This window comes from Thioalkalivibrio sp. ALE28, assembly GCF_000377425.1.
Taxonomy (GTDB): domain Bacteria; phylum Pseudomonadota; class Gammaproteobacteria; order Ectothiorhodospirales; family Ectothiorhodospiraceae; genus Thioalkalivibrio.
Genome location: NZ_KB898104.1, coordinates 1 through 25,033, shown reverse-complemented (window position 1 = coordinate 25,033; position 25,033 = coordinate 1). Strand labels below are relative to the sequence as shown.

Below are 25,033 nucleotides of genomic sequence, written 5' to 3'. Positions count from 1 at the left end.
GGGGTCTTTTCGTTCGGGGTATCCGTCCGGACCTTCCGGGGCTACTACTGGCGGATGAAATCCGAGAAATACAGTGCGGCGATCCGCGGGGAGCCGGTGATCTCTTCGAGCAATTCGTTCAGCTCGTGCGTGGCCTGGTTGCGCAGATCCTCGCGGGCGCCGCTGCCGGTCAGGCTGTCGGGGCTGCGGCCACCGAGGATGTGGATCAGGCGGTCGCGCACGGCGGGGATGTGTTCGCGGATGGCCCGGGCATCTTCCAGATTGTGGCCCTCCAGCTGGATGGAGGCCTGCAGGTAGCGTCCGCGATCGGCGGCCTCCATGTTCACGACCACGGGTTCCAGGGTCACGTAGTGGCTGTCCAGATCGTCCACGGCGAGGGCCAGGGGGGCAAGCAACAGCAGGAGAAGCCCCGACAGGGTCGGGGGCAGGAAACGAAGGGGGCTCGAGGTCATGGTGCGTGCTCCGGGGCGGTTTGCGTGCTGGAGGCGATCCAGTCGCCGCGTCGATGCGGCTCCTGACCGAAGTATGCCACCAGGTGATCATAGATGGCGGGCAGCCGCTCGCGCAGCCGCGCGGGTTCGAAGAAGAAGGACTCCACCGCGACCGCCAGGAACTCCTCCGGGGCCGTGGCCGCGTACGGGTCCAGCGGCAGAGCCGACTCGTCGACCGTGCCGGCCTCCACCGCCTCGACAGTCTCCACGAAGCGGTCGAAGGCGCGGGAGAAATCCTCGGTCCAGGCGCGTGTGGACTGTCCGCGGGGGAGCGGGGGGAAGCCGTTGACCTCGCCGTTGCCGGCGTCCAGCACATGGGTCATCTCGTGGACGACCACGGCGCCGTCGCGTTCGACGTCATTCCACGACAGGATCACCGGCCCGCGCTCCCAGGCCTCGCCGGACTGGGGCATCGCGCCCTGATGCACGATGCCCGCCTCGTCTACCCACTCGTGTTCCGGCACGAAAGTATCCGGATAGAGGATCAGCGTGCGCCAGTCCCGGTACGGCGCCAGGCCCAGCTCCAGGATCGGGAGTGCCGCGTAGGCCGCGATCACCTGGCACTGCCACGGCTCGGGTTCCGCGGCGATCCCGATGAATTCCTTCTGCGCGAGGATCTGCCCGATCAGTTCGCGCAGCCGGGCGCGTTCCTCCGGTGTGAGGCGGGCGATGAACGGCACCCGCTGGCGCATGGCCTCCCACTCGTCGTTGTCGAGGGGGACCGCCTCTGGTTCCAGTCCGGCGAACGGTCCCAGCAGGCGGCGGAACAGGCCTCGCAGCGGGAATTGCGGTGTCGAGTTCATCGCCCGATCGTCGCATGTTTGGCCGTGTCGCGTCCGCCTGCGGCAAAGGCTTGCCGGTGGCGGTTAAGGATTGCCGCTGTGCGGCCGTTAACCCTCTCGGGAATCCGTCCCGTTGAGGAACATCCATGCATATTGCCGATTATTCCATGCAGTTCTCGAGCCAGCGCCTGGCGCTGGAGGCTACCCGGCGCGAGGTGCGCCTGACGGTGCGCGAAGGGGGCGGGGCCGCGCCCCCGGCGGAGCCCCGCCAGGGCGCCGGGCTGCCTGGACTTGTGAGCCCGGACCGGGGCGAACGGCCGGCCCCGGCCTCCGTTGCGGCCCTGCGCGCGCCCTTCGTGGGCGTGGCCCCGGCGGACAGTGAGCTGACGTCTGTGGACCAGCTGCGCACCGAACTGCTCCGGCTGATCCTGGAACGTTTTACCGGGCGCGAGATCCGCGTCGTGGACCCGGCGGACCTCCGGCCCGACGCGAACGCGGATGCGAACCCGCCGGCATTCCTCGAACCGCCCGCAGCCCGGCCCCCGGGCGCCCCGCGTGCGCCGGGCGGCCTTGCCGTGGCCTGGTCGGTGGAGCAGACCCGGGTGGAGATCGAGCGCACGGCCTTCCAGGCCCAGGGGCGGGTGCAGACGGCCGACGGCAAGACCATCGAGATCGACATTGCCCTGACCATGAGTCGCGAGTTCGTCGAGCACACCCGTATTCAGGGCGGTGTCGATGGCGAACTGCATGACCCGCTGGTGATCAATTTCGATGCCCCGGCGGCGGCATTGACCGATACCCGTTTCGAATTCGACCTGGACGCCGATGGCTCCCCGCAGCAGGTGGCCTTCCTGCAGCCCGGAAGCGGTTTTCTGGCCCTCGACCGATCGGGCAGCGGGCAGGTTGATGATGGCTCCGAGCTGTTCGGGCCGCTGACCGGGGACGGCTTCGCCGAACTGCGCCGCTTCGATCACGACGGCAATGGCTGGATCGATGCGGCGGACCCGGTCTATGACCGCCTGCGCGTCTGGACCCGCGACGCCCAGGGCCGCGATCAGTTGCTGGCCCTGGGCGAGGTGGGGGTGGGGGCGATCTACCTCGGACATGTCAGTACCCCCTTTGACCTGCGCCATGGGGGTGACAACAGCCTGCTGGGCCAGGTGCAGTCGACCGGCGTCTGGGTGGCCGAGGATGGCCGCAGCGGCAGCGTGCAGCAGATCGATCTGACGGCCTGACGGAACGCGGAGGCTCGTTCCTGCGTCGAGGGTTGTATAACGGCTACTCTGTGCTTTCGTCCACTCCCCGCGAGCGACCCGGCGCATGCGATTCGAGACCCTCTTGTGTTGGCGGCGGTCGAACCGACCGCCCCTGAAGCCTCCGCTGCCCGCCACCTGCATGTCGCGGGGGGGTGGCCGCCTGTCCCTGCTCATGATCCTGGCCGTGGGACTGGCCGGCTGTGGGGGCGAGTCTTCCGAAGCGGCTGACGAGCCCGCTGGCGAGGCGGCGACCCCGATCGCGGCGGTGGAGATGCAGCCGCGGGACCTCTCGCGCGAACTGCGGCTTTCCGCACGGGTCGAGCCGCGGGCGCGGGTGCGCCTGGCGGCTCGTGCGGATGGCGTGGTCAAGGCGGTCCATGTCGAGGAAGGCGACCGCGTCGGGCAGGGCGATATCCTGGTCGAGCTGGACGTGGCCGAGGAGCGCGCGGAGCTGGCGCGTGCCGTGGCGCACGCCGAGGAGGCGCGGCTGGAGTACGCCCGCAGCGCCGAGTTGCGGGACGAGGGGATTGCCAGCCGCGCCAGCTACGAACGGGCCCGCGCCGCGCTGCGTTCGGCCGAGAGCGAGCAGGCCCTGTGGCAGGCGCGGGTCGACTACGGGGCGCTTGCTGCCGGCCGCGACGGCGTGATTACCGAGCGGATGGTGGAGCCTGGAGAGGCCGTCGCGGCGCGCGATGCGCTGCTGGAGCTGGTCGATATTACTACGCTGGTGCTGCGACCCGGGGTGTCCGAGCTGGACGTGCGCGACCTGGTCGTGGGCCAGGACGTGCCCATTCGGCTGGATGCCTTTCCTGATACTGACTACGTCGCCGAGATTCGTCGCATCTTCCCGGCGGCCTCGCCGGATTCCCAGCAGGTGACGGTGGAGATCGCGCTGCCGGCCGAGGCCGCCGACAACGGCGTGCGTCCGGGTAACCTCGCACGCATCCGCATGACCGTTGATGAGCGCCCGAACGCGCTGGCGGTCCCGGCCGCCGCGATCGGAGAGGACGATGACGCGCGCTATGTGTACGTGGTGGTGGATGAACAGCTGGAACGGCGCACGGTCGAGACCGGTGTGACCCGGGGCCCCTGGACCGAGATTACCGAGGGTCTGGAGGAAGGCGAGATCGTGCTGGCGACCAATCCGATCGACATGCGCGAGGGTCAGCGCGTGCGCATTGTCGGCTGGCGGGGCTAGGGCATGGCCGATGCGGGGGACTCCCAGCGCCCACACGGGCGGGTGACCAGCTTCTCCATCCGCCGGCCGGTCGCCATCATGGCGCTGGCCTCGGTGGTGATCGTGCTGGGCATGTTCTTTGTCGACCGCCTGCCGGTGGACCTGCTGCCGCATGTCGAGTACCCGCACATCCGGGTCACGGTGAACCACCCGGGCACCGCGCCGGAGGTCATGGAGGAGCAGGTCACACGAGTGCTGGAGCGCAATCTTGCGGCGACCGAGAACCTGACGCGCATCTACAGCCGTGCCTCCGAGGGGCGCACCAACGTCAACCTGCTGTTCGAGTACGGGACCAACCTGGATCTGGCGTTGCAGGATGCGGCGCGTCACCTGGAGCTGGCGCGCACCCAGCTGCCGGACGATTTCGAATCCCTGCGCCTGTACAAGTTCGACCCGTCGCAGGACCCGATCTGGGAGGCCGGCTTCTCCTCCACCGTGCGTTCCGAGACCGCGGTGCGTGACTGGGTGGAGCACGAGCTGGCCCCGCAGTTGATCGCCATCCACGGGATCTCCTCGGTGGAGGCCTCCGGCGGCCAGCAGCGCGAGCTGGAGGTGATCCTCGACCAGGAACGGGTGCGCGGCTACGGCCTGTCGCTGGCCGCGATCAGCGAGAAGCTGGCGGACGAGAACCGTGAGGTGGCCGGTGGCTGGGTGACCTCCGACACCTTTGATGTGATGGCCAAGACCGAGGGCCTGTTCACTTCCGAGGCGGATGTGCGCAACGTGCTGATCCCGCTGCCGGGGCCGCAGTCGGCGCATGTGCGCCTGGGCGAGCTGGCCGAGGTGCGCGACGGCCACCGCGAGCAGCGCCTGTTCATCCGCTTGGATGGCACCCCGGCCGCGCGCGTGTCGGTGTTCAAGCTGCCGGAGGCCAATACCGTCGAATCGGTGGATGCCGTGCGCGGGACGCTCCAGCGGCTGGAGCGTTCCGGGTTTATCCCCGAGGACATCCAGTGGGAGGTGGTCAGCGACTCGGCCCCGTTTATCCGTGGCGCGGTGTCCTCCGTGGGCACCGCTGCAGTCCTCGGTGGCGTGCTGGCGATGCTGGCGGTGTTCCTGTTCCTCGGCAGTCTGCGCAAAAGCTTCATCATCGGGCTGTCGATCCCGATCGCGCTGATGGCGACCTTCGCGATGATGGGGCTGGGCGGATTGACCCTGAACATCATCAGCCTGGGCGGGCTCGCGCTGGGCGTGGGGCTGCTGCTCGACAACGCGATCGTGATGCTGGAGAACATCTACCGCCATCGTGACAAGCTCGGGAAATCGCCGGAGGAGGCTGCCCATGACGGGGCGGGCGAGGTCGTGTCGGCGGTCACCGCCGGCACGCTGACCAACCTGGCCGCGGTGCTCCCGTTCCTGCTGATTACGGGTATCGGCGCGCTGATCTTCCGCGAGCTGATCCTGACGCTGTCGTTCGCGATCATCGCCACACTGGCCGCAGCGATCACGCTGGTGCCGATGCTGGCGGCCCTGCTCGCGCGCATCCGCTGGGAGAGCGGGCTGGACCGGACCTGGCTGCTGCGCGGCTTCGACCGCGGGGTGCAGGGCCTGCGCCGACGTTACCGGCGTCTGCTGCCGAAGGTGCTGCGCGCGCGCTGGGTGGTGCTGGGCGCCGCCGGGGTCCTGCTGGTCGGCGCCATCCAGGTGGGCGGCGAGCTGGGTACCGAGTTCCTGCCGCAGGTGGACGATGGTCAGGTCAGCGTGCGCATGGTCCTGCCGCCGGGCACACCGCCGCACGAGACCGATGCCGCCGCCCGCGACATCGAGGCCGCACTCGAGGAGCTGCCGCATGTCGAGAGCGTGTTCGCCATGGTCGGCGGGCATCTGGGGGGTGGCGTGGTCAACGAGCGCCCGGGGACGTCCAATCTCACGGTGCAGCTCACCCCGGCCGGACAGCGTGAAATGACCGCCGGGCAATGGGTGGCCGAGGCACAGGCGGCGATGGACGAACTGGACCTGCCCGGGGCACGGATTACCGTGCGCCCGCCGCGTATCGACGGGTTGCAGTTCAGCGTGACTGGCGACGACCTGTCGATCGGCGTGGTGGGGGCGGATCTGACCGAGATGCGTACCATCGCCCGCGAGATCGCGGGGCGCCTGGAGGGCATCCCGGGCCTTGAGGGCGTCGAGGTCGGGCGCGAGGACCAGAGCCCGATTCTGCGCGTACACGTGGATCGCGAGCGCGCGGCCGCGCTGGGCCTGCAGGTGGGCACGGTCGGTCAGGCGATCCGCGATGCGGTGGAGGGTGCGGTACCGACCCAGTATGTACGCGATGACCGCGAATACGACTTGCGCGTCCGCCTGCCGCGCGAGGATGTACAGGACACGGCCACACTGGGACGGATGATCCTGTTCCGTGATAACGGCGATCCCGTACGGCTGGCCGACGTGGCCGAGTTCGAGATCGGCGAGGGGCCCGCCCATATCGAGCGCGAGAATCAGAGCCGGGTGGTGCGGGTGAACGGCGATATCAATACCGAGGTCAGCGACGTCGGTTCGGTGATGGCCGAGGTCGAACAGCGTCTGGCCGAGGTGGAGGTACCCGAGCACTACAGCCTGCTGATCGGGGGCGAGTGGGAGACCATCCAGGAGACGCAGCGCGAGATGGCCACCGTGGTTGCGCTGGCGATCTTCCTGGTCCTGGTGGTGCTGGCGGTTCAATACGAGCGCCTGGCCAATCCGCTGGTGATCGTGGCGGCGGCCCCGCTGTCGCTGATTGGCGTGGTCGCGATCCTGTGGGCCACGAACACGCCGGTCTCCGCGCCGGTGATGATCGGCGCGATCCTGCTGATCGGGGTGGTGGTGAACAACGCGATCCTGCTCGTCGAGTACATCGAACAGGGCCGTCGACGACGCGGCCTGAGCCCGGCGCGCGCGGTGGTGGAGGCGGGTGCACTGCGCCTGCGTCCGATCCTGATGACCACCCTGACCACGGTGCTCGGCATGTTGCCGCTGGCCATCGGCCTCGGTGAGGGTGCGGAGATCATGCGCCCGCTGGCGCTGACCGTGGTCGGCGGCCTGATCGCCGGGATGATCCTGACGCTGCTGGTGGTGCCCTGCCTGTACCTGGTGGTGAACCGCGCCGCGGAGCGCGTAAAGGGAACGCTGACAACCCGGTCACGTGAGCCCTCGGATATGGGGGCGATCAGTTAGGATGCCCGGCATCCGGAACATCACGAACGACGAGGAGAACGGGATGAGACGCGTAATCGGAAGTGGCGCAGTGCTGTTGGCGATGCTGGCGGGAGGGGTACCCGCGCAGGCCGACGAACTGCATACGGTCGAGCAGCTGAGTCAGGCGCCGGCGGAGCTCGAGGGCGAAGAAGTGCGCCTGGAGGGCATCGTCGGGCGGGTGAACGAGGACATCATGGGCCGCAACTTCATCCACTTCGTGGACGGCACGGGAAGCGAGGGTGATTACATCACCATCACCTCCACCGAGCTGCCCGAGGTGGGCGACCGCGTTTCGGTCACCGGAACGCTGATCCTGGATCGTGACTTCGGGGCCGGCTACACCTATCCCGTGATCATCGAAGGCGCCTCGTTTTCCGAGGAATAGCCGCATGCCGTGATGGTGCATGTTGGAGGACTCCGACATGCACCCTGGCCGCACAAGGGAGTGCGGCTTTCAGACGTCCCATGGAGGGGAGGCGATGTCCATCAAGAACCTGCTGTTACGTTTCGTACTGCTCTATTTCTCGCTGACGATCGTCGCGATGTTCGCAATCGCCCATTTCCATCTCGAGCAGTTCGGTACAACGATCGGAATGGGGATTCTGGGCCTGGCGGTGGCGTGGCCCTGCGAGGCCTTCGGACGCAGGAACGGCCGCTATCTGTCGCGCGCCGAGAAGTGGCGGGTGATTGCCGTCATGGTCGCTGTGCTCCTCGGTACGCAGCTTTCCCTGGCCTTCCTGGTGCTGTGGGCCGACGGCACAGTACTGGACAGTTTCATGCTCGCGGTCCTGGGCGTTGTCGCGTTGTTATATGCCGGCTTTGTGGTGGCGATGGTCAATCTCACCGGACGCCACCTGCGCAAGCGCGGTTTGGTCGGGGGAGAAACCGCGGGATAGCCCTACGGCCGGTCAGTCGCCCAGGTGGCGCTTGAGCCACTCGAGGCGCTCCTCTGGCCAGTCCGCGGCCGTGACCGCATGCCAGGCGTCGATGTAGTGCTCGGTGGCGTAGACATGGCCGTAGCCGCGCGGGGCAGCATCGCCGATGGTAACGTCTACCGCCAGTTGCAGCATGGTGACCACCGGGTACCACGTCAGGTCCGCTGACACGTCCGGGCCGCGGGGGTGCTGCATCCACTCGGGCTTGCGGTACAGCGCCTGGGGCTCGAAGAACGTGACCGGGTCGCTGGCGTACTGCAGGTAGACGATGCGCATCGGGCCCCATTCGGCGCCGGGGAGATCCAGGTGGTTCTCCTGGTTGGTGAAGCGCACCACCGAGCTGTCGCGAAAGCGCGGCAGCCAGGCCGGGGAGTCCGGCTGGCGCTGGCGCGTGATGTCGCGCCAGGTCTCGCTACGAAACGGCGGGCCGGCCCACAGCGCGCCGGAGAACGGATCGCCGATCACGTCGTACAGATCCGCGGCGCGCTCGGAGTTCAGCGCGCCCAGGCTCAGGCCGTAGAGGTACAGCTCCGGGCGGGCGTCCGCCGGCAGCTGCTTCCAGTAGCCGTAGATCTCCGCGAACACCGCCTGGGCCGTCTCGTGGCCGTACTGCGACTCGGCCATCAGCGACAGCCAGCTGGGCAGGTAGGAGTACTGCACGGCCACGGTTGCGACATCGCCGCCGTGCAGATACTCGACCGGCTGGATCGCGCGGTTGTCCACCCAGCCGCGCCCGGTGGGGGTGGCCAGCACCAGCACCGAACGGTCGAAGGCATTGACCCGCAACATCTCCTGCAGGGCCAGACGCGCGCGTTCTTCGATGGTCTCGGCGGCATTCAGGCCTACGTAGACGCGGATCGGGTCCAGGGCCTCGCCCGCAGCGAAATCGCGGATCGTGCCGGCATCCGGTGCCTGTCCGACGAAGCGCTGTCCCTGGCGCCCGAGCCCTTGCTCCCAGCTGACCAGCGAGGCCGGGCTGCCCGTACGGAACGTCGCCGTCGGTTGTTCGACCCCTGGGTATTCGCGCACGTCGAACTGCTGGAAGCTGCGGTCCGCGGTGCGCAGGCCGTATTCCAGAATCACACCGTCAATGACCGCCCAGAACACCCCGGCGGCGACCAGCACACCGATCACGTTCGACAGCCGGCGCGGGATGAAACGGCGCAGATGGCGGGCGAGAAAGCGCACCAGCAGCTGAAACAGCCGTCCGACCGCCAGGGTGGCGGCAAACACCGCCGCCGCGATCAGCCCGAGTCGGATCGGGAAGCCGCCGTCTACCGGCTCCTGCTCCATCAGGGCGCGGATGCTGTTCTGCCACTCGGTGGCCTGCCACAGGAAGATCAGCACGATCAGCACGGCGCCGCCCCCAGCGATGACCACCAGGGTGTTGTGCGTGCGCTCGCCGAATTCCGGCAGCTCCAGATAGGACCACAGCCAGTGGAAGAACACGCCCAGCCCGTAGCCGGCCGCCAGCGACAGTCCGGACAGGATGCCCTGTACGTCGTCGGTACGCGGGATCAGGCTGGGGGTCAGCGACGCGGCAAAGAACAGCGTGGCCAGGATCAGCCCCGGGATCGACAGGGTCCCGAGGATACGGGTGGCCCAGCCGGGCCAGATGAAGCGCCGCAGGCGGGTTTGCAGGCGGGCGACGATGGACATCGCGTGAGCACTTCCTTGATGAACAGAAGGGCTTATCCTGTTCGCCCGCTCGGGCGGGTTCAAGTCTCCACCGTGAGCGCCGGCCTGCTTTGGAACCTACTGGGCGTTGTCGCCCGGGCTGCCAGCGTCGGCGTGGCGAAAGCGGAAGCAGCCCTCGACCATGCGCAGGGCCACGCCGAACAGCGCGACCTGCAGCAGGAGCCCGCCGGTGGCGGCGCCCAGTGCGAGGCCGGTGGCCAGCCCCAGGGCCATCAGCAGCATCAGCAGGGTGGCGGCGAGGCGGCTGCGCAGCCAGCCGCCGACCAGCGCCAGCAATGCCACGAGTGTGCCTTCGAGCATCGTGGGCATGTGCTGCACCAGCACGCCCAGCATCACCACGACGACCCCGGCGAAGACCAGGACCCAGCCGGCCACCCGCGCCAGGCGGCGGGCCTGCTCGGTGTCATGGATGGATTGCAGCAGCAGGAGCAGGTCGGCGCCGGCCCCGGCCCAGTGGCGCGATCGCGATTCGTTCATGTGACCACGGTACTACAGCGCCATGACGCCGGGGTGACAGGATTAGCGCGCGGTTATCGCCGGGTCAGTATGGACTCGAGATCGAAGGCCTCGGTCGCGGTTGCCCCGGACTCGGCCTGTTGCATCGAGCCATGGTCCGACCAGTGCAGCAGGCTGAGGTGGCCTGAGCGATCTTCCACCAGGGCCGTGCAGTGCTCGACCCAGTCACCGTCGTTGCAGTAGAGGATGTCGCCGAACGCCTGGACGTTCGGCTTGTGGATATGGCCGCAGATGCAGCCATCGAAGCCGCCCTTGCGCGCGGCGGTGACGGCGGCATGCTCGAAACGCTGGATGTATTCCCGCGCCGCCCCGCTCACGCGGGTCTTGAGCCAGGCCGACAGAGACCAGTACGGATGCCCGAGGCGGCGTCGGATGGTGTTCAGGTAGCGGCTGCCGCGCAGCAGCAGGTTGTAGCCAAGATCGCCCAGGGCGTGTACCAGGCGACTGTGGCGTACGAGCCCGTCGAACTCGTCGCCATGGGTTACGCGGAAGCGCCGGCCATCGGCGGTCCAGTGCACCAGTTCGCGTTCGATGCGCACGCCGCGGATCTCCGAACCGACGAAGCCGCGCACCAGCTCGTCGTGGTTGCCGGGGATGTAGATGACCTCGACCCCGTGCAGGGCCAGCGACAGGACCTGCTCGACCACCGCCGCCTGGGTCGCGTCCCAGAAGATGCGCCGGCGCATGGCCCAGATGTCGAATACATCGCCGACCAGTACCAGACGATCGCAATTGACCTGGCGCAGCAGGTCCAGCAGGTAGTCCGCGCGGCACTCCCGGGTGCCCAGGTGCAGGTCGGACAGGAACAGGCTGCGGCAATCCAGGGTGGCCATTGCGGGGCTCCCGCTCGTGGTTTTTGCGAGTATCACGCGCCCGCGTGACGCGGCCGTGGCGGCGTGGTGACGATTGCGTTATGCCCTAGGGCCAGAGGATCAGCAGCCAGACGAGGGTCGCGTTGGCAAGGCCCAGCAGCACGGCGGCCGATCCCATGTCCAAGGGAGACGCTGATTTAATCGCACGTCCGCGTTGGTGCCCCCTGTTTCCCGAGACAAGGCGTGTCGTGCAGCGGGTAGTGGTTCTACCCGCAAGCGGCGCAACGCAGGATCGGGGAACAGGGGGCACCAACCCCACAATCCATTGAAAGCAGGGGCTCGGCCGCTTTTGCGTGGGAACGGCGTTGCGGTTCCCTTGTGCAGAATGACTGCACGGCGGTCACCGCGCCTTGTTCGCACGCAAAAGCGACTCGAGCGCGGACGTGCGATTAAATCAGCGTCTCCCTTGGCACGCGCGGCCAGCTTGTGGCGTTCCGGCCCGAACCGATCCACGGTGGCCTCGATGCCCGAGTTCAGTACCTCGATAATCAGGATCAGGAACAGGCTGCCGAGCAGCAACGCGCGTTCCACTCCGGTATTGCCAACCACCAGCGAGAGTGGCGCCAGGATGACCACCAGGATCAGTTCCTGACGAAAGGCCTCCTCGTGGCGAAAGGTGGCGCGCAGGCCTTTCCAGGAGTACCCAAAGGCCCGCAGGATGCGGGTGATGCCGGTAGCGCCGCCGTTGGCCATGGTCGCTTGGTCCGCTGGAGTGGGAAGGGCCGTCAGCGAGGACGGTCGGCCGCGGTATGCGGGGTGCCGAGCGCGTCGGCCGGGCTCAGCAGATCCTGATACACGGTCAGCAATTGTTCGGCCATACGCCGCTCGCTCCATTCCCGCGCCCATGCGGCGTGGGCTGCGCGCATGGCGCGCTGGCGTTCGGGATCATCGAGGACGCGGGCGACCCGCTCGGCAAACACCGCGGGCTCCTCGGGAGCGACTTCGGCACCGGATGCGTCGGTGAGGATGTCGAGCGTGCCCAGGCGCGCCGTGGAGACCACGGGCAGCCCGCAGGCCATGGCCTCCAGCAGGACCAGACCCTGCGTCTCGGTTGCGGAGGCAAACACGAATGCATGCCCGGCGCGGTAGCAGTCGACGAGCGATGTCTCGCGGTCCAGATACCCGCACCAGTGCAGGTTGTCCTCCAGGCCCATCTGCGCGGCCTGGCGCTGCAAGGCAGCCCGGGCCGGTCCCTCGCCCGCGATCAGCAGCAGGACGCCGGGGCGACGCTCGCGCAGGTGCTGGAGCATCTGCAGCAGAAAGCCGATGTTTTTTTCGAAGGCGATGCGTGACACATGTACCAGCATCTCGCGGCCGGGTGCGATGCCCCGCTCCGCCCGGAACAGGTGGCCGTCGCCTCCGGTCCAGGCCTGTGGGTCGATCCCGGTGGGCAGGCGCACGATGGGCGTCTTGATCCCGTACTCCAGCAGGGCCTGGTGCAACGCGGTCGACGGGGCGATCACCCGGTCGACCGCGTTGCACTGCGCGCGCGAGATGCGCCGCGCCAGCCCCCGCAGCCATTGGGCGGGCAGCCACGGCAGGTAATGCTGCAGATACTCTTCGAAGAAGGTGTGGTAGGTCTCGATGACCGGGACCTGCCAGTCGCGTGCCAGCTTGAGCCCGGCGTAGTGGGCCACGAAGGGGGTGTGGACATGGACCACGTCGGCCCGCTCGATCCCGGCTTCCCGCAGGGAGCGGCGGATGAGGCGAGGCTTCAGGATGCGATCCTCCGGATCCACTACCAGGTAGCGCGACGGGATGCGGATCAGGTCCGGGTCCTGCGGGTCGGGGCCGGGGTGCGCGCCCAGTCCGGGATAGGCCGGCACCACCAGCGTGACGCGATGGCCCAGTTGTCGGAGCTGTGCGCGGAAACTGGCCAGCGAAGTGGAGACCCCGTTGATCCGGGGGAAGTACACGTCGCTCAGCATCAGAATGTGCACGGCTGCACCTTGGGGCGAGACTCAGGTCCCGGAGTCTGGACCGGGGGTGTGACGAGGTGATGACGACATTGCGACGGAAAGGTTGCGCGCGCAGGCCGCCGCTTCGGGTTTCGGGACGTACCACGTACCCCGCCCGGTGCCGCCTTATTCGGTTGGGGAGGCCCCGGAGGCTTGCCCCTTTTGTAACTCGCGCAGGCGTGAGGTAATGCCGGGATGGTCGAATTCGCGCGCGCCGATGGCGCGATAGGCGATACGACCCTCGGGGTCGATTACGAAGGTGGTGGGGATGCCGCGCACCGGCCAGGTATCGATCGCGCTGGCCGCGCGATCCAGCAGCAGGGGAAAGTCCACCGGGTAGTCGGCGGTGAAGAAAAAGATGCGATCGGCGTCCTCGCCGACGTTCACCCCGAGTACCACCAGCCCGTCGGGGCCCAGTCCCTCCCACAGCCGCTGCAGGGAGGGCAACTCGTCCCGGCACGGCGGGCACCAGGTCGCCCAGAAGTTCACCACTACGACCCGGCCGCGATAGTCGCGCAGGGTGTGTGCGTGGCCGTCCAGATCCTCGAGCTGCAGGGATGGCGCGTCCGGACGCGGTTCGATGACGGTAAGGGTGTCGGCACTGGCCACGCCGGTTCCCGCCAGGAGGGCCAGCAGGATCAGCCCGCCCACGATGCGGTACATGGCGTTCATCCCTGTGGGTCCCCGGCGCATTGCAGGTCCGGAAGGGCCGCCTGGTGGATGGCCCCGCCCTCGCGCCAGCGCAGGGTCAGGTCGAAGACGGTACCCGGCCGGTGGTCGAACAGGATCATGCCCATCAGCCAGTCGCCGGGTTCGAAACGGTGCTCGTCGGGGAACAGGGCCCAGCGAAAGGCGATGCGCGCCGCTTCCGGTATCTCCCGTTGTGCCCATGCCGCCTGCCAGTCCTGGTCCGGACGCGGGCGGCGGTTCCCCGCCGGCCCCTGACTGCTCCAGTCGTGCAGATCGACCTCGATGGGCCCCCCGGGGTGGTGGTTGCGCAGCACGGCCTGAAAGACGCAGTGACGCGCGATGACCTCGGCGTCTTTGGGACCGAAGCCTCGCCCCAGGAAGAACGCGCGGGTCTGGTCCGGCAGCAGCTGCGCCAGTTCCAGCGAGAGGTTCTCGCCCTGCCAGGTCCAGGTGGTCAGGCCGCTGGTGGCGTCCGTGTGCGCCTGCACCGCTCCCGCAGTCCCGGCGCTGGCCGACGCCATGGGCGTGGCCAGCGCCAGCAGGGCCAGTACGCGGATCATGGTCTCGCGGGCAACCGACCCTCTGGGACAGGGTCGCCTACGGACCGCCGAGCGCATGATCCAGCAGCGCCTCGAAGGCCGGTTCGGCGTTTTTTGCCGCGCGCTCCAGGCTCGGGTGCGGCTGCAGCGTGGTCATGAACTTCGGGTGCAGCATGGACAGCTTGGTGTTGCCGTTCTCCTCGTACAGGCCGATCTGGCCGCAGGGCATCATCGCGCCGACATGCAGTCCAGCATCGAGGATGTCCGGCCCCAGGGGCAGGTAGCAGACCTTCAGGGCGGTGATGTCGCCACCGGCCAGGCCGAACTCGGCCAGGAAGATCCAGTCCTCCTCGTTCTCCGCATACTCGCGAATGGCCCGGGCCAGGTCCTCGCGGGACTGTTCGCAGTCGCGGATGATGAAGTGATCGTCGGGCTCGGACGCCACCAACGGGGCGGCCAGACCCAGCGCAAGGGCGGCGGTGATGGCCAGTGCCAGGGTCGTGATCGGGTGTTGTGCGCTCATGGCAATGCCTCCTTGGGTTGTTATCGGGTGGCCACGTACCAGTTGTTCTGCAGGTCGTGGGCCAGCTGGTGTACGCGGATGTCGCGGAAACCGGCGCGCTGCAGGTAGTCGCGGGCTAGCGGTTCGCCCCACATCGCACCGAGCCCGGGGCCGCCCCGGGCGAGCGAGACCGGCGTGCAGTGCATGCAGGAGACGGTGTAGAGAAAGGGACCCAGCGGGTGATCGAGATCGCCGTGGATCTCGCCGGAACCGCGGATGTCCTGCATCAGGTAGATCCCTTCGGGCACCAGCGCGCGGTGTATGCCGCGCAGGCCCCCCTGGGGGTCGGCCTGGTCGTGGATGGCGTCGAAGGTGGTGATCAGTTCGAAGCCCCGGGCCTCGAGTCGGTGCTCCATCTCGGCGGCGTCGGCCTCGATGAACACGACGTTGTCTAGCCCCTCCGCCTTTGCCTCGGCGCGGCCGCGTGCGATGGCCTGTGGCGAGAGATCCAGTCCGGTGAATTCGCTGCGAGGGTAGCGCCCCGCCAGGTGGTTGATGATGCGCCCGCTGCCGCAGCCGACATCCAGCACCCGGATCCCGCGCTCGAGATGATCGGTCAGGCCCGGCACCAGCGGCAGGATGTCGCTCTCCAGCGAGGACAGCACGGACTGGCCGCTGTCCTCGGCCATGACTTCGTGGAAACGTGTGTAGCGTTCGTAGGGCACGCCGTCACCGGTCCGAAATGCGGTGGCAATTGCATCCTCCACGGCGCCCAGCACGGCGATGTACTGGGCGAACACCGCCAGGTTGTCGGCCGCGTCGGCGCGGGTGAGGCATGCGGCATGCGCCGGCGGCAGGGCAAAACGTGGCCCGGTGGGTTCCACCGTGACGATCCCCGCCGTGGCCATCGCGCCGAGCCATTCGCGGACATAGCGTTCGTTCAGGCCGCTCGCTGCGGCGATTGCCTCGGAGGTCGACGGGGGGCGCCCGCGCAGGGCATCGAACAGTCCGGTCCGGTGCCCGAGCGAGAGCATCAGGCACAGCGCACCGTGATTGAGGACCTCGACCAGGTGGCCGGCAAAGGCCTCCACGGCCTGTGGTGACGCAGGGTATTCCGGGGCGGACGGCATGCGGGTGACCTCCGCGATGGCGCCGGGGGTTGGCTTTACCCGGAGCCTAGGCCGTGCGGTGATCCCCCGCGGTCACGGACTTGCGGTGCGTGGGCGAATCTTGCGGTTGTGCGTCAGGGTGTTTCGGGGCCGTCCGCGCGGGTGATTGGCGGCGCCCCGTACTGATGACGGTAGGCGCCGGGTGCCATGCCGAAGGCCTGCCGGAAGTGGCGGGCCAGTTGTTGCGGGGTGTAGCCGGTGGCCGTCGCGATTTCGCCGATGCTCGCGTGCGACTCGGTCAGCAAGGCGCGCGCCCGCTCCAGACGCAGCTGGGTCAGGTAGCGGTGGGGCGGCTGGCCGTGGGTCTCGCGGAAGGCGCGGGCGAAGTGCCAGGGGGAGAGGTCGCACAGCGCGGCGAGTTCGGCGAGACGGATCGGCTGGTCAAGATGGGTCTGCATGTAATCGATGACCTGTGCCGAGCGGTGCGGTGCGAGGCCGCCCCGGCAGCGGTCGGCCGGGGCGGCCTGGCTGGTCAGGCGGGCCAGGCGCACCACCAGTGCGGCCATCATGCTGTCCACGAACACGTGTGCGGCGGGGTCCTCGCGACCCATTTCCTGCCACAGACACTCCAGGCCCTGGGCGATCAGCGGGTCGCTGTGGTGGCGGTTGTGAACGGGGCCGAAATCCAGCGGGTCGTCGGCGGGCCGGTCCAGGCAACGGCGGGCCAGGTCGGCGGGGATGGCGATAAACCGTACCCTCGCCGCGTCCGTGACCCGGCACCAGGGCGTGGCCCCCGGGGCCACGGCCACGAAATCGCGGGTGCGGGTGTGTCCCGAGAAGCGCCCGGCGCCGAGATCGCAGACGTAGCGGAATGGGGCCCCGGACGACTGGCTCAGGACCAGGTCATCGGAGGCCGGGGTGTGGAACAGGCCCGGTGGCTGACGGGTCTCCAGCATGGCGACCGCTGGCGAGGCAGCCGCGCGGGTCTCGCGCAGGTGCGGTCCCCCGTTCCCGCGGGCGTAGTGCTCCAGCATGTTCGGCCATGGTTGCGGCATTTTCTCACCCCGCATGTCCTGTATAGGCCATGCCGGTGCCGCCTGCCAGATTCAGCGGTAGACGCGAACCTCCTGGGCCCAGCCGTCCACGCCGCGATTGGCACAGAACGCCTGGACGTGGCCGTCGGCGTAGCGGATCTCGACGTTGAAACCAGCCCCGGGCGGGTGGTTCAGGGCCACCCGCCGGTGCTCGCCGGGCGCGATCTCGCCCTCGCGAATGCTGGATTCGGACAGGTCGTGCCCGAAATCGAAGTGCACCGCGCGGATGGTCGTGTCGCTGTCATTGTGCAGCGTGACCATCAACGCGCCCTCGGTCGGAGAGCGCTCCACGCCCCAGTGCATCAGCCCCGCGCCCATCGCGAGTCCGAGCACGAACAGCCCGGTGGCAGGGGCGCGCAGGGCGTCTACCAGGATTTCGTCCCAGCTGCGGCGTTGTGTGTCCGGTTCCATGCGGCGCCCGATGTCTTGTGTATAAGAAAAACCTAATTTAATAGGACCGGCAGGGCAAGGTCATCCGCGCCTTGCGTGGGAGCCGTCTCCTGATCCGCGTTGCGCGGTTTTCGGGTGCCGGTCGGCGGTGCATGTGACCCCGCAGGCGCATTCGGGTATGTTCGCCGGGTTTGACTGGAGCAGGACAGCACGCCCGTGGGAACCGACGAACGCAATCTGCAGGGACTGGTCGCGCAGCTGGCGGAGCGCCTGGCGGGGACGGGCCTGCACGGGCGCATTGGCCTGGAGAAGGAGACCCTGCGCGTTGGCCCGCAGGGGTCGCCGGCCCTGACCCCGCACCCGGCGGCACTGGGATCGGCGCTGACCCATCCGAATATCACGACGGATTACTCCGAGGCCCTGCTGGAGCTGGTCACCCCGCCATTCGACGATGTGCGCGAGACACTGGGTTTCCTGCACGACCTGCAGGCCTTCGCCGCGGCCAATGTCGGCGACGAGACCCTGTGGTCCACCTCCATGCCCTGCGTGACCGCCGACGATAACGCGATCCCGGTCGCGCAGTACGGCACGTCCAACGCCGGGCGCATGAAGACCGTCTATCGCGTCGGGCTGGGGCACCGCTACGGACGCAAGATGCAGGTGATCGCCGGGGTGCACTTCAACTACTCCCCGCGCCCCGAGTTCTGGCCCGCGCTCGCACGGGTGCTGGGCGAGCAGGATGACCGCGCGTTCCGCGACGAGCGCATGATGGGCATGATCCGCAACCTGCTGCGCTTCGGCTGGCTGGTGCCATATCTGTTCGGGGCCTCGCCGGCCGTGTGCAATTCCTTCCTCGAGGGCCACGGCGCGGTGCTGGAGGACTTTGACGACGACACCTCTTACCTCCCGCATGCCACCAGCCTGCGCATGGGTGACATCGGCTACACCAACCGCAAGGAGGCGGACACCGGCATCAAGGCGGACTACAACTCGCTGGGCGGCTACGTCGACTCGCTGCGCTGCGCGATCAATACGCTCAGCCCCGAGTGGGAGCGCATCGGCGTGAAGGTCGACGGCGAATACCGCCAGCTGAACGCCAACATCCTGCAGATCGAGAACGAGTACTACTCCACCGTGCGCCCGAAGCAGCCGCTGGAGCGCTTCGAGAAGCCCACCGATGCGCTGGAGGCACGCGGGATCGAGTACGTCGAGCTGCGCTCGGTGGACATCAACGCGCAGCACCCGCTGGGGGTGGACGAGACCCAGCTGCGCTTTCTCGAGGTGTTTGCCCTGACGTGCCTGCTGCAGCCCAGTCCTTTGCTGGCGGACGGCGAACTCGACGCGATCGACCGCAACCTGCTCGATGTGGCGCATTACGGCCGCCGCCCCGGCCTCGAGCTGCGCCGGCAGGACGAGTCTGTACGGCTGCAGGACTGGGCGCGCGAACTGCTGGCCCTGATGCGCCCGGTCGCCGCGATCCTCGACCAGGAACTGCCGGGCGACCCCTACCGTAGAGCGCTAAGCGAGCAGTGGGGCAAGGTCGAGCAGGCCGACCTCACGCCCTCGGCGCGCATGCTGGAGGACATGATGGCGCGCGAGGAGGGCTTCTACCGCTACGCCAGCCGCCTGTCCGCGCAGCACCGCGAGGCGTTTCGCTTCAACGGCCCGCTGCCGCGCGCCGAGACGCTGGAGGCCCTGGCGCGCCAGAGCCTGGCGGAGCAGGCCGCGATCGAGGCGGCCGATACCCTGGACTTCGATACCTTCCTTGCCCGCTACTTCGACGGCACGCTGCGCGCCTCCTGAGGGAGACGCTGATTTAATCGCACGTCCGCGTTGGTGCCCCCTGTTTTCCGAGACAAGGCGCGTCGTGCAGCGGGTAGTGGTTCTACCCGCAAGCGGCGCAACGCAGGATCGGGGAACAGGGGGCACCAACCCCACAAGCCATTGAAAGCAGGGGCTCGGCCGCCCGTTGTTGATCAAAAACGGGCGCGGGAACGGCGTTGCGGTTCCCTTGTGCAGAATGACTGCACGGCAGTCACCGCGCCCTGTTCGCACGCAAAAGCGACTCGAGCGCGGACGTGCGATTAAATCAGCGTCTCCCTGAGCGGCCTATCCCTCAGTCGGTTCGGTATTTTCGAACTATCGGGCGGAAATAACGCGATTTATTTTCGATTTTATCGACAGGATAATCGACCCTATCATCCGTAACCGTGGCGGCTGGACCGCTGCAGAGGGAACCCCATGAGTCTCCTGATCAACGGCGAACTGCGCGAAGGCTGGCTGGAAGAGGAGTCCGACGAGAACGGCGAGTTCGTGCGCCAGGACCAGCAGTACCGCAACTACGTGACCGCCGACGGCTCCGCGGGTCCCCTGGGCGAGGGCGGCTACCCGGCCGAGTCCGGGCGCTATCACCTGTACGTCTCCTATGCCTGCCCCTGGGCGCATCGCGCGCTGATCCTGCGCAAGCTCAAGGGCCTGGAGTCACACATCGGGTTGTCGGTCGTGCACCACTACATGGGCGATGCCGGCTGGTCCTTCGATGACTGCGACGGCTGCACCGGTGACCGGGTGCACGGCTCACGCTACATGCACGAGCTCTACACCCGCACCGATCCGAGATACACGGGTATCGTGACCGTGCCGGTGCTGTTCGACACCCGGACCGACCGGATCGTGAACAACGAGTCGGAAGACCTGGTGCGCATGTTCAACAGCGCCTTCGACGGCATCACCGGCAATACGCTGGATTTCTACCCGGAGGACCTGCGCGAGGAGATCCACGCGGTCAACGAGCGCGTCTACGAGAACGTGAACAACGGGGTCTACCGCTCCGGGTTCGCGACCAGCCAGAAGGCCTACGATGCCGCCTGGGACCGTCTCTTCGAGACCCTCGACTGGCTGGAGGAGCGCCTGGCACGCCAGCCGTTCCTGGTGGGCGACCGGATCACCGAGGCCGACTGGCGGCTGTTTACCACGCTGGTGCGCTTCGATCCGGTCTACTACAGCCATTTCAAGTGCAATAGACAGCGCATCATCGACTTCCCGGCGCTGTCGGCCTACCTGCGCATGCTCTACCAGCGCCCCGGCGTGGCCGAGACCGTGCGCATGGATCACATCAAGGCGCACTACTACGGCAGCCACCCGATGCTGAACCCCAGCGGCATCGTGCCGAAGGGCCCGGTGATCGACTACACCCGGCCGCACGATCGTCCCCTGGGCGATCTGCCGGCCGCGCTGCGGAACGCCGGTGAAACGTGACGGTCGTTACACTAGGGAAACACTGATTTATCAGCGATTCCGTGCAGTCGCTGAAAAAGCCAGGACGGCTGTATTCAGCGCGTCTAACGGAACGTACAACCCTGGCCCGGTCAGGGGGCACCGCACTGTCCCCTGACCGGGCCGCATTCATGTAGGGGCATCGACAAGTGAAGGCGATTGGCGGGTTTCTGGGACTGGTCCTGGTGGTGGCGGTCGTCGCTGCTGCCTGGTACGCGTTTGGCCCGGAAGCGGGGGATGACGTGGCCAGCGACGCGCCTGCCGCCGAACGCGACGACCGCACGCCGGTGCGCGTTAGCGAGGTCGTCCCGCGCACCTTCGAGACCGTTGTCGAATCCCTGGGCACGGTGCAGGCCAACGAGTCCGTGGTGGTCACCGCTAGCGTCACCGAGCGCGTGGTCGAGGTCCTGTTCGACGACGGCGACACGGTGGAGGCCGGGGATGTCCTGGTCCGTCTTGATGCCGACGAGGAGCGCGCGGCCCTGCGCGAGATCCGTGTGCAAGTGGACGAGGCGCGGCGGGAGCTGGAGCGCGTGCGCGACCGCGTGGCCGATGGCGTGGTCACGCAGCAGCAGGTGGACCAGCAGCGTTCGCGGCTGAACGAGGCGGAAGCACGCCTGGCGGCCGCGGAGGCGCGTGTGGCCAACCGCGTCATCCGGGCCCCGTTCTCCGGCCGTCTGGGCCTGCGTCAGGTCAGCCCCGGTTCCCTGGTCAGTCCGGGGACTGCGATCGTTGAACTCGATGACGTCTCGGTGGTGAAGGTCGACTTCGCGGTACCCGAGCGCCACACCTCGGCGATCCACCTGGGCCTCGATGTCCAGGGGCGCAGCGCGAACGGCGAATTCGCGGGGCAGGTCGCGGCTGTCAGCAACCGTCTGGACGTGGCGACCCGCACCCTCACCGTGCGTGCGCTGATCGAGAATCCCGACCTGCTGCTGCGCCCCGGCATGCTGGTGAATATGCGCCTGCCGCTGGACCCGGTCGAGCGTCTGGCCGTCCCGGAGGGCGCGATCCGCCAGGTCGCCGACCAGCACTTCGTGTTCCGGCTGCGTGACGACGACACGGTCGAGCGGGTGCGCGTCCGTATCGGGCGACGCGATCCGGGGCATGCCGAAGTGCTGGAGGGCCTGGAGCCGGGGGATACCGTCGTCTCCGAGGGCGTGTCGCGGGTGCGCGACGGCCGCGAGGTGCGCGTGCTGCCGCCGCGTGCGCCGGATAACGGCGAGGCCGGGGACGGGGCATGATCATCTCCGATGTCGCCAATCGCCGGCCGGTGCTGGCGATTGTCTTCAATCTGCTGCTGATCACCTTCGGTCTGATCGCCTACGACAGCCTGCCACTGCGCGAATACCCGGACGTGGACCCGCCGGTGGTCACGGTGGACACCATCTACCCCGGGGCCAGCGGCGAGATCATCGAGCGCGAGGTCACACAGCGGATCGAGGACCGCATCGCCGGGATCGAGGGGATCCGGTTTATCCAGTCCTCCAGCGAGGACGGCCGCTCGCGTATCACCATCGAATTCAACCTCAGCCGCGACATCGACGCCGCCGCGAACGACGTGCGCGAGGCGGTTAGTCGCGTGCTGGGCGACCTGCCCGACGAGGTCGACCCGCCCGAGGTGACCAAGGCGGACGCCGATGCCAACCCGATCCTGTGGCTGAACCTCTCCAGCACCACCATGGATGCGCTGGAGCTGGCGGACTATGCCGAGCGCAACCTGATTGATCGCCTGTCGGTGGTGGACGGCGTCGGGCTGGTGCGCCGGGGCGGCGCGCGCAGCTACGCGATGCGCATCTGGGTGGATCGCGAGGCCCTGGCCGCGCGCGAGCTGACCGTCACCGACATCGCCGATGCCCTGCAGCAGGAAAACGTGGAACTGCCGGCGGGGCGTCTCGATTCGCTGGAGCGCGAGTTCACCGTGCGCGTGGAGCGCCAGTACCGCACCCCCGAAGATTTCGCCGGCCTGGTGCTCAAGCGCGGGGAGGGTGGGCAGCTGGTGCGCCTGGGCGACGTGGCCGAGGTCAATATCGGGGCGGATACCGAGCGCAGCGAGTTCCGCGGCAACGGCGAGGACATGATCGGGCTCGGCATCATCCGCCAGTCCAACGCCAATGTGCTGGAGGTCGCCAATGGCGTGAAGGCCATGGCGGACCGCCTGCAGGACTCCCTGCCGGAGGGCACCTCGCTGGTCACCACCTACGACGAGTCGGTCTTCATCGAGGGGGCGATCCGCGAGGTCTACATCACCCTGGCGGTCGCGACTGCCGCGGTCGTGTTCGTGATCTACCTGTTCCTGGGCAGCTGGCGGGCGACCCTGATCCCGGCGGTGACCGTGCCGGTCGCGATTACCGCAGCGTTCATCGGTATCAGCCTGTTCGGGTTTTCGGTCAACCTGCTGACGCTGCTGGCGCTGGTGCTGGCGGTCGGACTGGTGGTGGACGACGCGATCGTAATGCTGGAGAACATCCACCGGCGCATTGAACGGGGCGAGCCGGGACTGCTGGCGGCCTACCGCGGTGCAGGCCAGGTCGGATTCGCGATCGTGGCGACCACCTCGGTGCTGATCGCGGTGTTCGTGCCCCTGGCCTTCCTCGACGGCACGGTGGGCCAGCTGTTCACCGAATTCGCGATCGCCATGGCCATCGCGGTCTTCTTCTCCAGCATTGTGGCGCTGACCCTGGCGCCGGTGCTCTCCGGGCGCCTGATGCACAAGGGCGATGACCAGACCGGTGCCGCCCACTACATCGGCCGCGGCTTCGCGGCGCTGGAGGCCGGTTACGGCCGCGTGCTGGCGAGCGGGCTCAAGGGGTCATGGCTGGTGGTGCCGCTACTGGCCGCGGTGCTGGCCGGGGCCTGGTATCTGTTCGACGAATTGCCCGAGGAGTTCGCGCCGCAGGAGGATCGCGGGTCCTTCTTCGTCCTGGTCGACGGACCCGAGGGGGCGAACTTCGAGTACATGAGCCGCCAGATGGCCGAGGTCGAGGCCCGTATCCAGCCGCTGATCGAGGACGGTCCGATCCGCCGCGCCCTGGTGCGTACGCCACGCGGCTTCGGCGGCTCCGAGCTGATGAATAACGGGTTTGTGATCGCGATCCTGGAGCACTGGGACGACCGTGACGTGTCCGGTCAGGAGGTGATCGACGAGATCCGCGGCATCATCAACGAGATGCCCGGGGTAGAGGCGCGCGTGGTCATGCGCCAGGGCCTTTCGCGCGGTCGCGTCGGACCGCCGGTGCAGTTCGTGATCTCCGGACCGGACTACGACCAGCTCGAGGAGTGGGGCGAAATCATGCGCGAGGCCGCCGAAGGCATCGAGGGCCTGACCCGGGTGGATCTCGATTACGAGCCTACCCAGCCTCAGCTCAACGTGCGCCTGGATCGCGACCGGGCGGGCGACCTGGGTGTGTCCATGCGCGATGTCGGCCGTACGCTGGACATCGTACTCGGCGGGCGCGACGTGACCACCTTCGTCGATCGCGGCGAGGAGTACGACGTGATCATCGAGGGCCTGGCCGATCAGCGCCGCACGCCGGGCGATATTGACAACCTCTACGTGCGCTCCAATTCCGGTGCCATGGTGCCGCTGTCCAGTCTGGTCACCTACGAGGAACAGGCCGGTCCGTCCTCGCTGGAACGCTACAATCGCTCGCGCGCGGTCACCCTGACCGCCGGGCTGCGCGACGGCATGACCCTCGGCGAGGCGCTGGACGCGCTGGACGCGAAGGCTGCCGAGCTCCTGCCGGCCGAGGCGGGCATCGACTACAAGGGCGAATCGCTGGATCTGCGCACCGGCTCAGAGGCGATCCTGTTTGTCTTCGCGCTGGCCCTGCTGGTGGTCTTCCTGGTGCTGGCGGCGCAGTTCGAGAGTTTCGTGCACCCGTTCGTGATCATGCTGACCGTGCCGCTGGCGGTGGTAGGTGCTCTGATCGGCCTGACCGTTACCGGCCAGACGCTGAATATCTACAGTCAGATCGGCATGGTCATGCTGATCGGCCTGGCGGCGAAGAACGGCATCCTGATCGTCGAATTCGCCAACCAGTTGCGCGACCGCGGGCGTGATTTCGACGCCGCGATCATCGAGGCCGCGCGCATGCGGCTGCGGCCGGTGCTGATGACGGCGCTGACCACGGTTGCGGGCTCCATTCCGCTGATCCTGGCCTCCGGGCCGGGCGAGGAGACGCGCTTCGTGATCGGGGTGGCGGTGTTCTCCGGTGTGCTGTTCGCGACGCTGTTTACGCTGTTCGTGATTCCGGCGGCCTATCGCCTGGTGGCGCGGGGTACGACGTCGCCGCTGGCGACCACGCGCCGCTTGCACGAGCTGGACGACGAGATCGACGATGTCGACGGCGAGCGCCGCGGGGTCCGCGCCGCCACCGCGCCGCGCGCCGAACCCTGATGGCCAGCCCCCAGCCCTGTTGAGGCTGGCCATGGTTCGGCGCTCGTGTTTACGGTGCCTCCGGTCCGCAACCTGCCGTGCGCTGACTCGCCAGCGCGCCCCGAGTGACTTCTTT

The 25,033-nt window shown here is 68.0% G+C and carries 21 protein-coding genes and 1 pseudogene; 9 read left to right on the top strand and 13 right to left on the bottom strand.

Features of this window, described 5'->3' with window-relative positions:
* Positions 1 to 44 precede the first annotated feature (44 nt).
* The gene (fliL, locus tag D105_RS0111205; protein ID WP_018878471.1) at positions 45 to 452 is read right to left on the bottom strand and encodes a flagellar basal body-associated protein FliL; all 408 of its coding nucleotides are present in this window, start codon (positions 450 to 452) and stop codon (positions 45 to 47) included.
* On the bottom strand, positions 449 to 1,294 hold the full coding sequence (locus D105_RS0111200; RefSeq protein WP_018878470.1) for a zinc-dependent peptidase: 846 nt from the start codon (positions 1,292 to 1,294) through the stop codon (positions 449 to 451). The genes fliL and D105_RS0111200 overlap by 4 nt, the downstream gene beginning before the upstream one ends.
* A gap of 125 nt (positions 1,295 to 1,419) precedes the next feature.
* On the opposite strand from D105_RS0111200, the gene D105_RS0111195 reads away from it, so the two are divergent.
* From D105_RS0111195 to D105_RS0111175, 5 genes are all read left to right on the top strand, one after another.
* On the top strand, positions 1,420 to 2,508 hold the full coding sequence (locus D105_RS0111195) for a hypothetical protein (protein ID WP_018878469.1): 1,089 nt from the start codon (positions 1,420 to 1,422) through the stop codon (positions 2,506 to 2,508).
* 160 nt (positions 2,509 to 2,668) lie between these two features.
* Positions 2,669 to 3,727: an efflux RND transporter periplasmic adaptor subunit gene (locus D105_RS0111190; protein ID WP_018878468.1), complete on the top strand. Its 1,059-nt coding sequence runs from the start codon at positions 2,669 to 2,671 to the stop codon at positions 3,725 to 3,727.
* Positions 3,728 to 3,730: 3 nt separating this feature from the next.
* Positions 3,731 to 6,919 (top strand): efflux RND transporter permease subunit, encoded by a 3,189-nt coding sequence (locus D105_RS0111185; RefSeq protein WP_018878467.1) that lies wholly within the window; start codon positions 3,731 to 3,733, stop codon positions 6,917 to 6,919.
* 43 nt (positions 6,920 to 6,962) lie between these two features.
* Entirely contained in the window at positions 6,963 to 7,325 is a 363-nt protein-coding gene (locus tag D105_RS0111180; RefSeq protein WP_026279231.1) for a hypothetical protein, read from the top strand.
* Positions 7,326 to 7,419: 94 nt separating this feature from the next.
* On the top strand, positions 7,420 to 7,836 hold the full coding sequence (locus tag D105_RS0111175) for an ABZJ_00895 family protein (RefSeq protein ID WP_026280476.1): 417 nt from the start codon (positions 7,420 to 7,422) through the stop codon (positions 7,834 to 7,836).
* 12 nt (positions 7,837 to 7,848) lie between these two features.
* Here D105_RS0111175 and D105_RS0111170 read toward each other — a convergent pair whose 3' ends face one another.
* The 11 genes and pseudogenes from D105_RS0111170 to D105_RS0111125 all read right to left on the bottom strand — a co-directional run bounded on the left by D105_RS0111170 (position 7,849) and on the right by D105_RS0111125 (position 17,264).
* Entirely contained in the window at positions 7,849 to 9,534 is a 1,686-nt protein-coding gene (locus tag D105_RS0111170) for an alpha/beta-hydrolase family protein (RefSeq protein WP_018878464.1), read from the bottom strand.
* 96 nt (positions 9,535 to 9,630) lie between these two features.
* A complete protein-coding gene (locus D105_RS0111165; protein WP_018878463.1) occupies positions 9,631 to 10,050 on the bottom strand; it encodes a hypothetical protein in 420 nt (139 codons plus the stop codon).
* A gap of 53 nt (positions 10,051 to 10,103) precedes the next feature.
* Positions 10,104 to 10,922 carry a UDP-2,3-diacylglucosamine diphosphatase gene (locus tag D105_RS0111160; protein ID WP_018878462.1) on the bottom strand — a complete coding sequence of 273 codons (819 nt, stop codon included), beginning with the start codon at positions 10,920 to 10,922 and terminating at the stop codon, positions 10,104 to 10,106.
* Positions 10,923 to 11,366: 444 nt separating this feature from the next.
* Positions 11,367 to 11,654: pseudogene (locus D105_RS14815) on the bottom strand (diacylglycerol kinase); the annotation flags it as partial.
* Between the two features lie 32 nt (positions 11,655 to 11,686).
* Positions 11,687 to 12,889, bottom strand: coding sequence for a glycosyltransferase (locus tag D105_RS0111155; protein ID WP_038032924.1), 1,203 nt, complete (start codon positions 12,887 to 12,889; stop codon positions 11,687 to 11,689).
* A 156-nt stretch (positions 12,890 to 13,045) separates the two neighbouring features.
* Entirely contained in the window at positions 13,046 to 13,591 is a 546-nt protein-coding gene (locus D105_RS0111150) for a TlpA disulfide reductase family protein (protein WP_026280475.1), read from the bottom strand.
* Entirely contained in the window at positions 13,588 to 14,169 is a 582-nt protein-coding gene (locus D105_RS0111145) for a hypothetical protein (RefSeq protein ID WP_018878459.1), read from the bottom strand. The genes D105_RS0111150 and D105_RS0111145 overlap by 4 nt, the downstream gene beginning before the upstream one ends.
* Before the next feature lie 37 nt (positions 14,170 to 14,206).
* Positions 14,207 to 14,671: a DUF302 domain-containing protein gene (locus tag D105_RS0111140; protein ID WP_018878458.1), complete on the bottom strand. Its 465-nt coding sequence runs from the start codon at positions 14,669 to 14,671 to the stop codon at positions 14,207 to 14,209.
* Positions 14,672 to 14,691: 20 nt separating this feature from the next.
* The gene (locus D105_RS0111135; protein WP_026280474.1) at positions 14,692 to 15,780 is read right to left on the bottom strand and encodes a methyltransferase domain-containing protein; all 1,089 of its coding nucleotides are present in this window, start codon (positions 15,778 to 15,780) and stop codon (positions 14,692 to 14,694) included.
* 113 nt (positions 15,781 to 15,893) lie between these two features.
* Positions 15,894 to 16,814, bottom strand: a complete 921-nt coding sequence (locus D105_RS0111130; RefSeq protein ID WP_018878456.1) for a helix-turn-helix domain-containing protein — start codon at positions 16,812 to 16,814, stop codon at positions 15,894 to 15,896.
* A 51-nt stretch (positions 16,815 to 16,865) separates the two neighbouring features.
* Positions 16,866 to 17,264, bottom strand: a complete 399-nt coding sequence (locus tag D105_RS0111125) for a hypothetical protein (protein WP_018878455.1) — start codon at positions 17,262 to 17,264, stop codon at positions 16,866 to 16,868.
* 195 nt (positions 17,265 to 17,459) lie between these two features.
* Here D105_RS0111125 and gshA point away from each other — a divergent pair, with 195 nt between their 5' ends.
* The 4 genes from gshA to D105_RS0111105 all read left to right on the top strand — a co-directional run bounded on the left by gshA (position 17,460) and on the right by D105_RS0111105 (position 24,918).
* A complete protein-coding gene (gshA, locus tag D105_RS0111120; RefSeq protein ID WP_018878454.1) occupies positions 17,460 to 19,046 on the top strand; it encodes a glutamate--cysteine ligase in 1,587 nt (528 codons plus the stop codon).
* Between the two features lie 438 nt (positions 19,047 to 19,484).
* Complete coding sequence (locus tag D105_RS0111115; RefSeq protein WP_018878453.1) at positions 19,485 to 20,501, top strand: glutathione S-transferase family protein; 1,017 nt, start codon at positions 19,485 to 19,487, stop codon at positions 20,499 to 20,501.
* A 167-nt stretch (positions 20,502 to 20,668) separates the two neighbouring features.
* Positions 20,669 to 21,763 carry an efflux RND transporter periplasmic adaptor subunit gene (locus tag D105_RS0111110; protein ID WP_018877107.1) on the top strand — a complete coding sequence of 365 codons (1,095 nt, stop codon included), beginning with the start codon at positions 20,669 to 20,671 and terminating at the stop codon, positions 21,761 to 21,763.
* Positions 21,760 to 24,918, top strand: coding sequence for an efflux RND transporter permease subunit (locus D105_RS0111105; RefSeq protein WP_018878452.1), 3,159 nt, complete (start codon positions 21,760 to 21,762; stop codon positions 24,916 to 24,918). Before D105_RS0111110 ends, D105_RS0111105 begins: the two co-directional genes overlap by 4 nt.
* Positions 24,919 to 25,033: the final 115 nt, after the last annotated feature.

Coding starts and splice junctions, on each gene's coding strand:
- fliL (WP_018878471.1), bottom strand. CDS start 452: ATGACCTCGAGCCCCCTTCGTTTCCTGCCCCCGACCCTGTCGGGGCTT.
- D105_RS0111200 (WP_018878470.1), bottom strand. CDS start 1,294: ATGAACTCGACACCGCAATTCCCGCTGCGAGGCCTGTTCCGCCGCCTG.
- D105_RS0111195 (WP_018878469.1), top strand. CDS start 1,420: ATGCATATTGCCGATTATTCCATGCAGTTCTCGAGCCAGCGCCTGGCG.
- D105_RS0111190 (WP_018878468.1), top strand. CDS start 2,669: ATGTCGCGGGGGGGTGGCCGCCTGTCCCTGCTCATGATCCTGGCCGTG.
- D105_RS0111185 (WP_018878467.1), top strand. CDS start 3,731: ATGGCCGATGCGGGGGACTCCCAGCGCCCACACGGGCGGGTGACCAGC.
- D105_RS0111180 (WP_026279231.1), top strand. CDS start 6,963: ATGAGACGCGTAATCGGAAGTGGCGCAGTGCTGTTGGCGATGCTGGCG.
- D105_RS0111175 (WP_026280476.1), top strand. CDS start 7,420: ATGTCCATCAAGAACCTGCTGTTACGTTTCGTACTGCTCTATTTCTCG.
- D105_RS0111170 (WP_018878464.1), bottom strand. CDS start 9,534: ATGTCCATCGTCGCCCGCCTGCAAACCCGCCTGCGGCGCTTCATCTGG.
- D105_RS0111165 (WP_018878463.1), bottom strand. CDS start 10,050: ATGAACGAATCGCGATCGCGCCACTGGGCCGGGGCCGGCGCCGACCTG.
- D105_RS0111160 (WP_018878462.1), bottom strand. CDS start 10,922: ATGGCCACCCTGGATTGCCGCAGCCTGTTCCTGTCCGACCTGCACCTG.
- D105_RS0111155 (WP_038032924.1), bottom strand. CDS start 12,889: ATGCTGAGCGACGTGTACTTCCCCCGGATCAACGGGGTCTCCACTTCG.
- D105_RS0111150 (WP_026280475.1), bottom strand. CDS start 13,591: ATGAACGCCATGTACCGCATCGTGGGCGGGCTGATCCTGCTGGCCCTC.
- D105_RS0111145 (WP_018878459.1), bottom strand. CDS start 14,169: ATGATCCGCGTACTGGCCCTGCTGGCGCTGGCCACGCCCATGGCGTCG.
- D105_RS0111140 (WP_018878458.1), bottom strand. CDS start 14,671: ATGAGCGCACAACACCCGATCACGACCCTGGCACTGGCCATCACCGCC.
- D105_RS0111135 (WP_026280474.1), bottom strand. CDS start 15,780: ATGCCGTCCGCCCCGGAATACCCTGCGTCACCACAGGCCGTGGAGGCC.
- D105_RS0111130 (WP_018878456.1), bottom strand. CDS start 16,814: ATGCCGCAACCATGGCCGAACATGCTGGAGCACTACGCCCGCGGGAAC.
- D105_RS0111125 (WP_018878455.1), bottom strand. CDS start 17,264: ATGGAACCGGACACACAACGCCGCAGCTGGGACGAAATCCTGGTAGAC.
- D105_RS0111115 (WP_018878453.1), top strand. CDS start 19,485: ATGAGTCTCCTGATCAACGGCGAACTGCGCGAAGGCTGGCTGGAAGAG.
- D105_RS0111105 (WP_018878452.1), top strand. CDS start 21,760: ATGATCATCTCCGATGTCGCCAATCGCCGGCCGGTGCTGGCGATTGTC.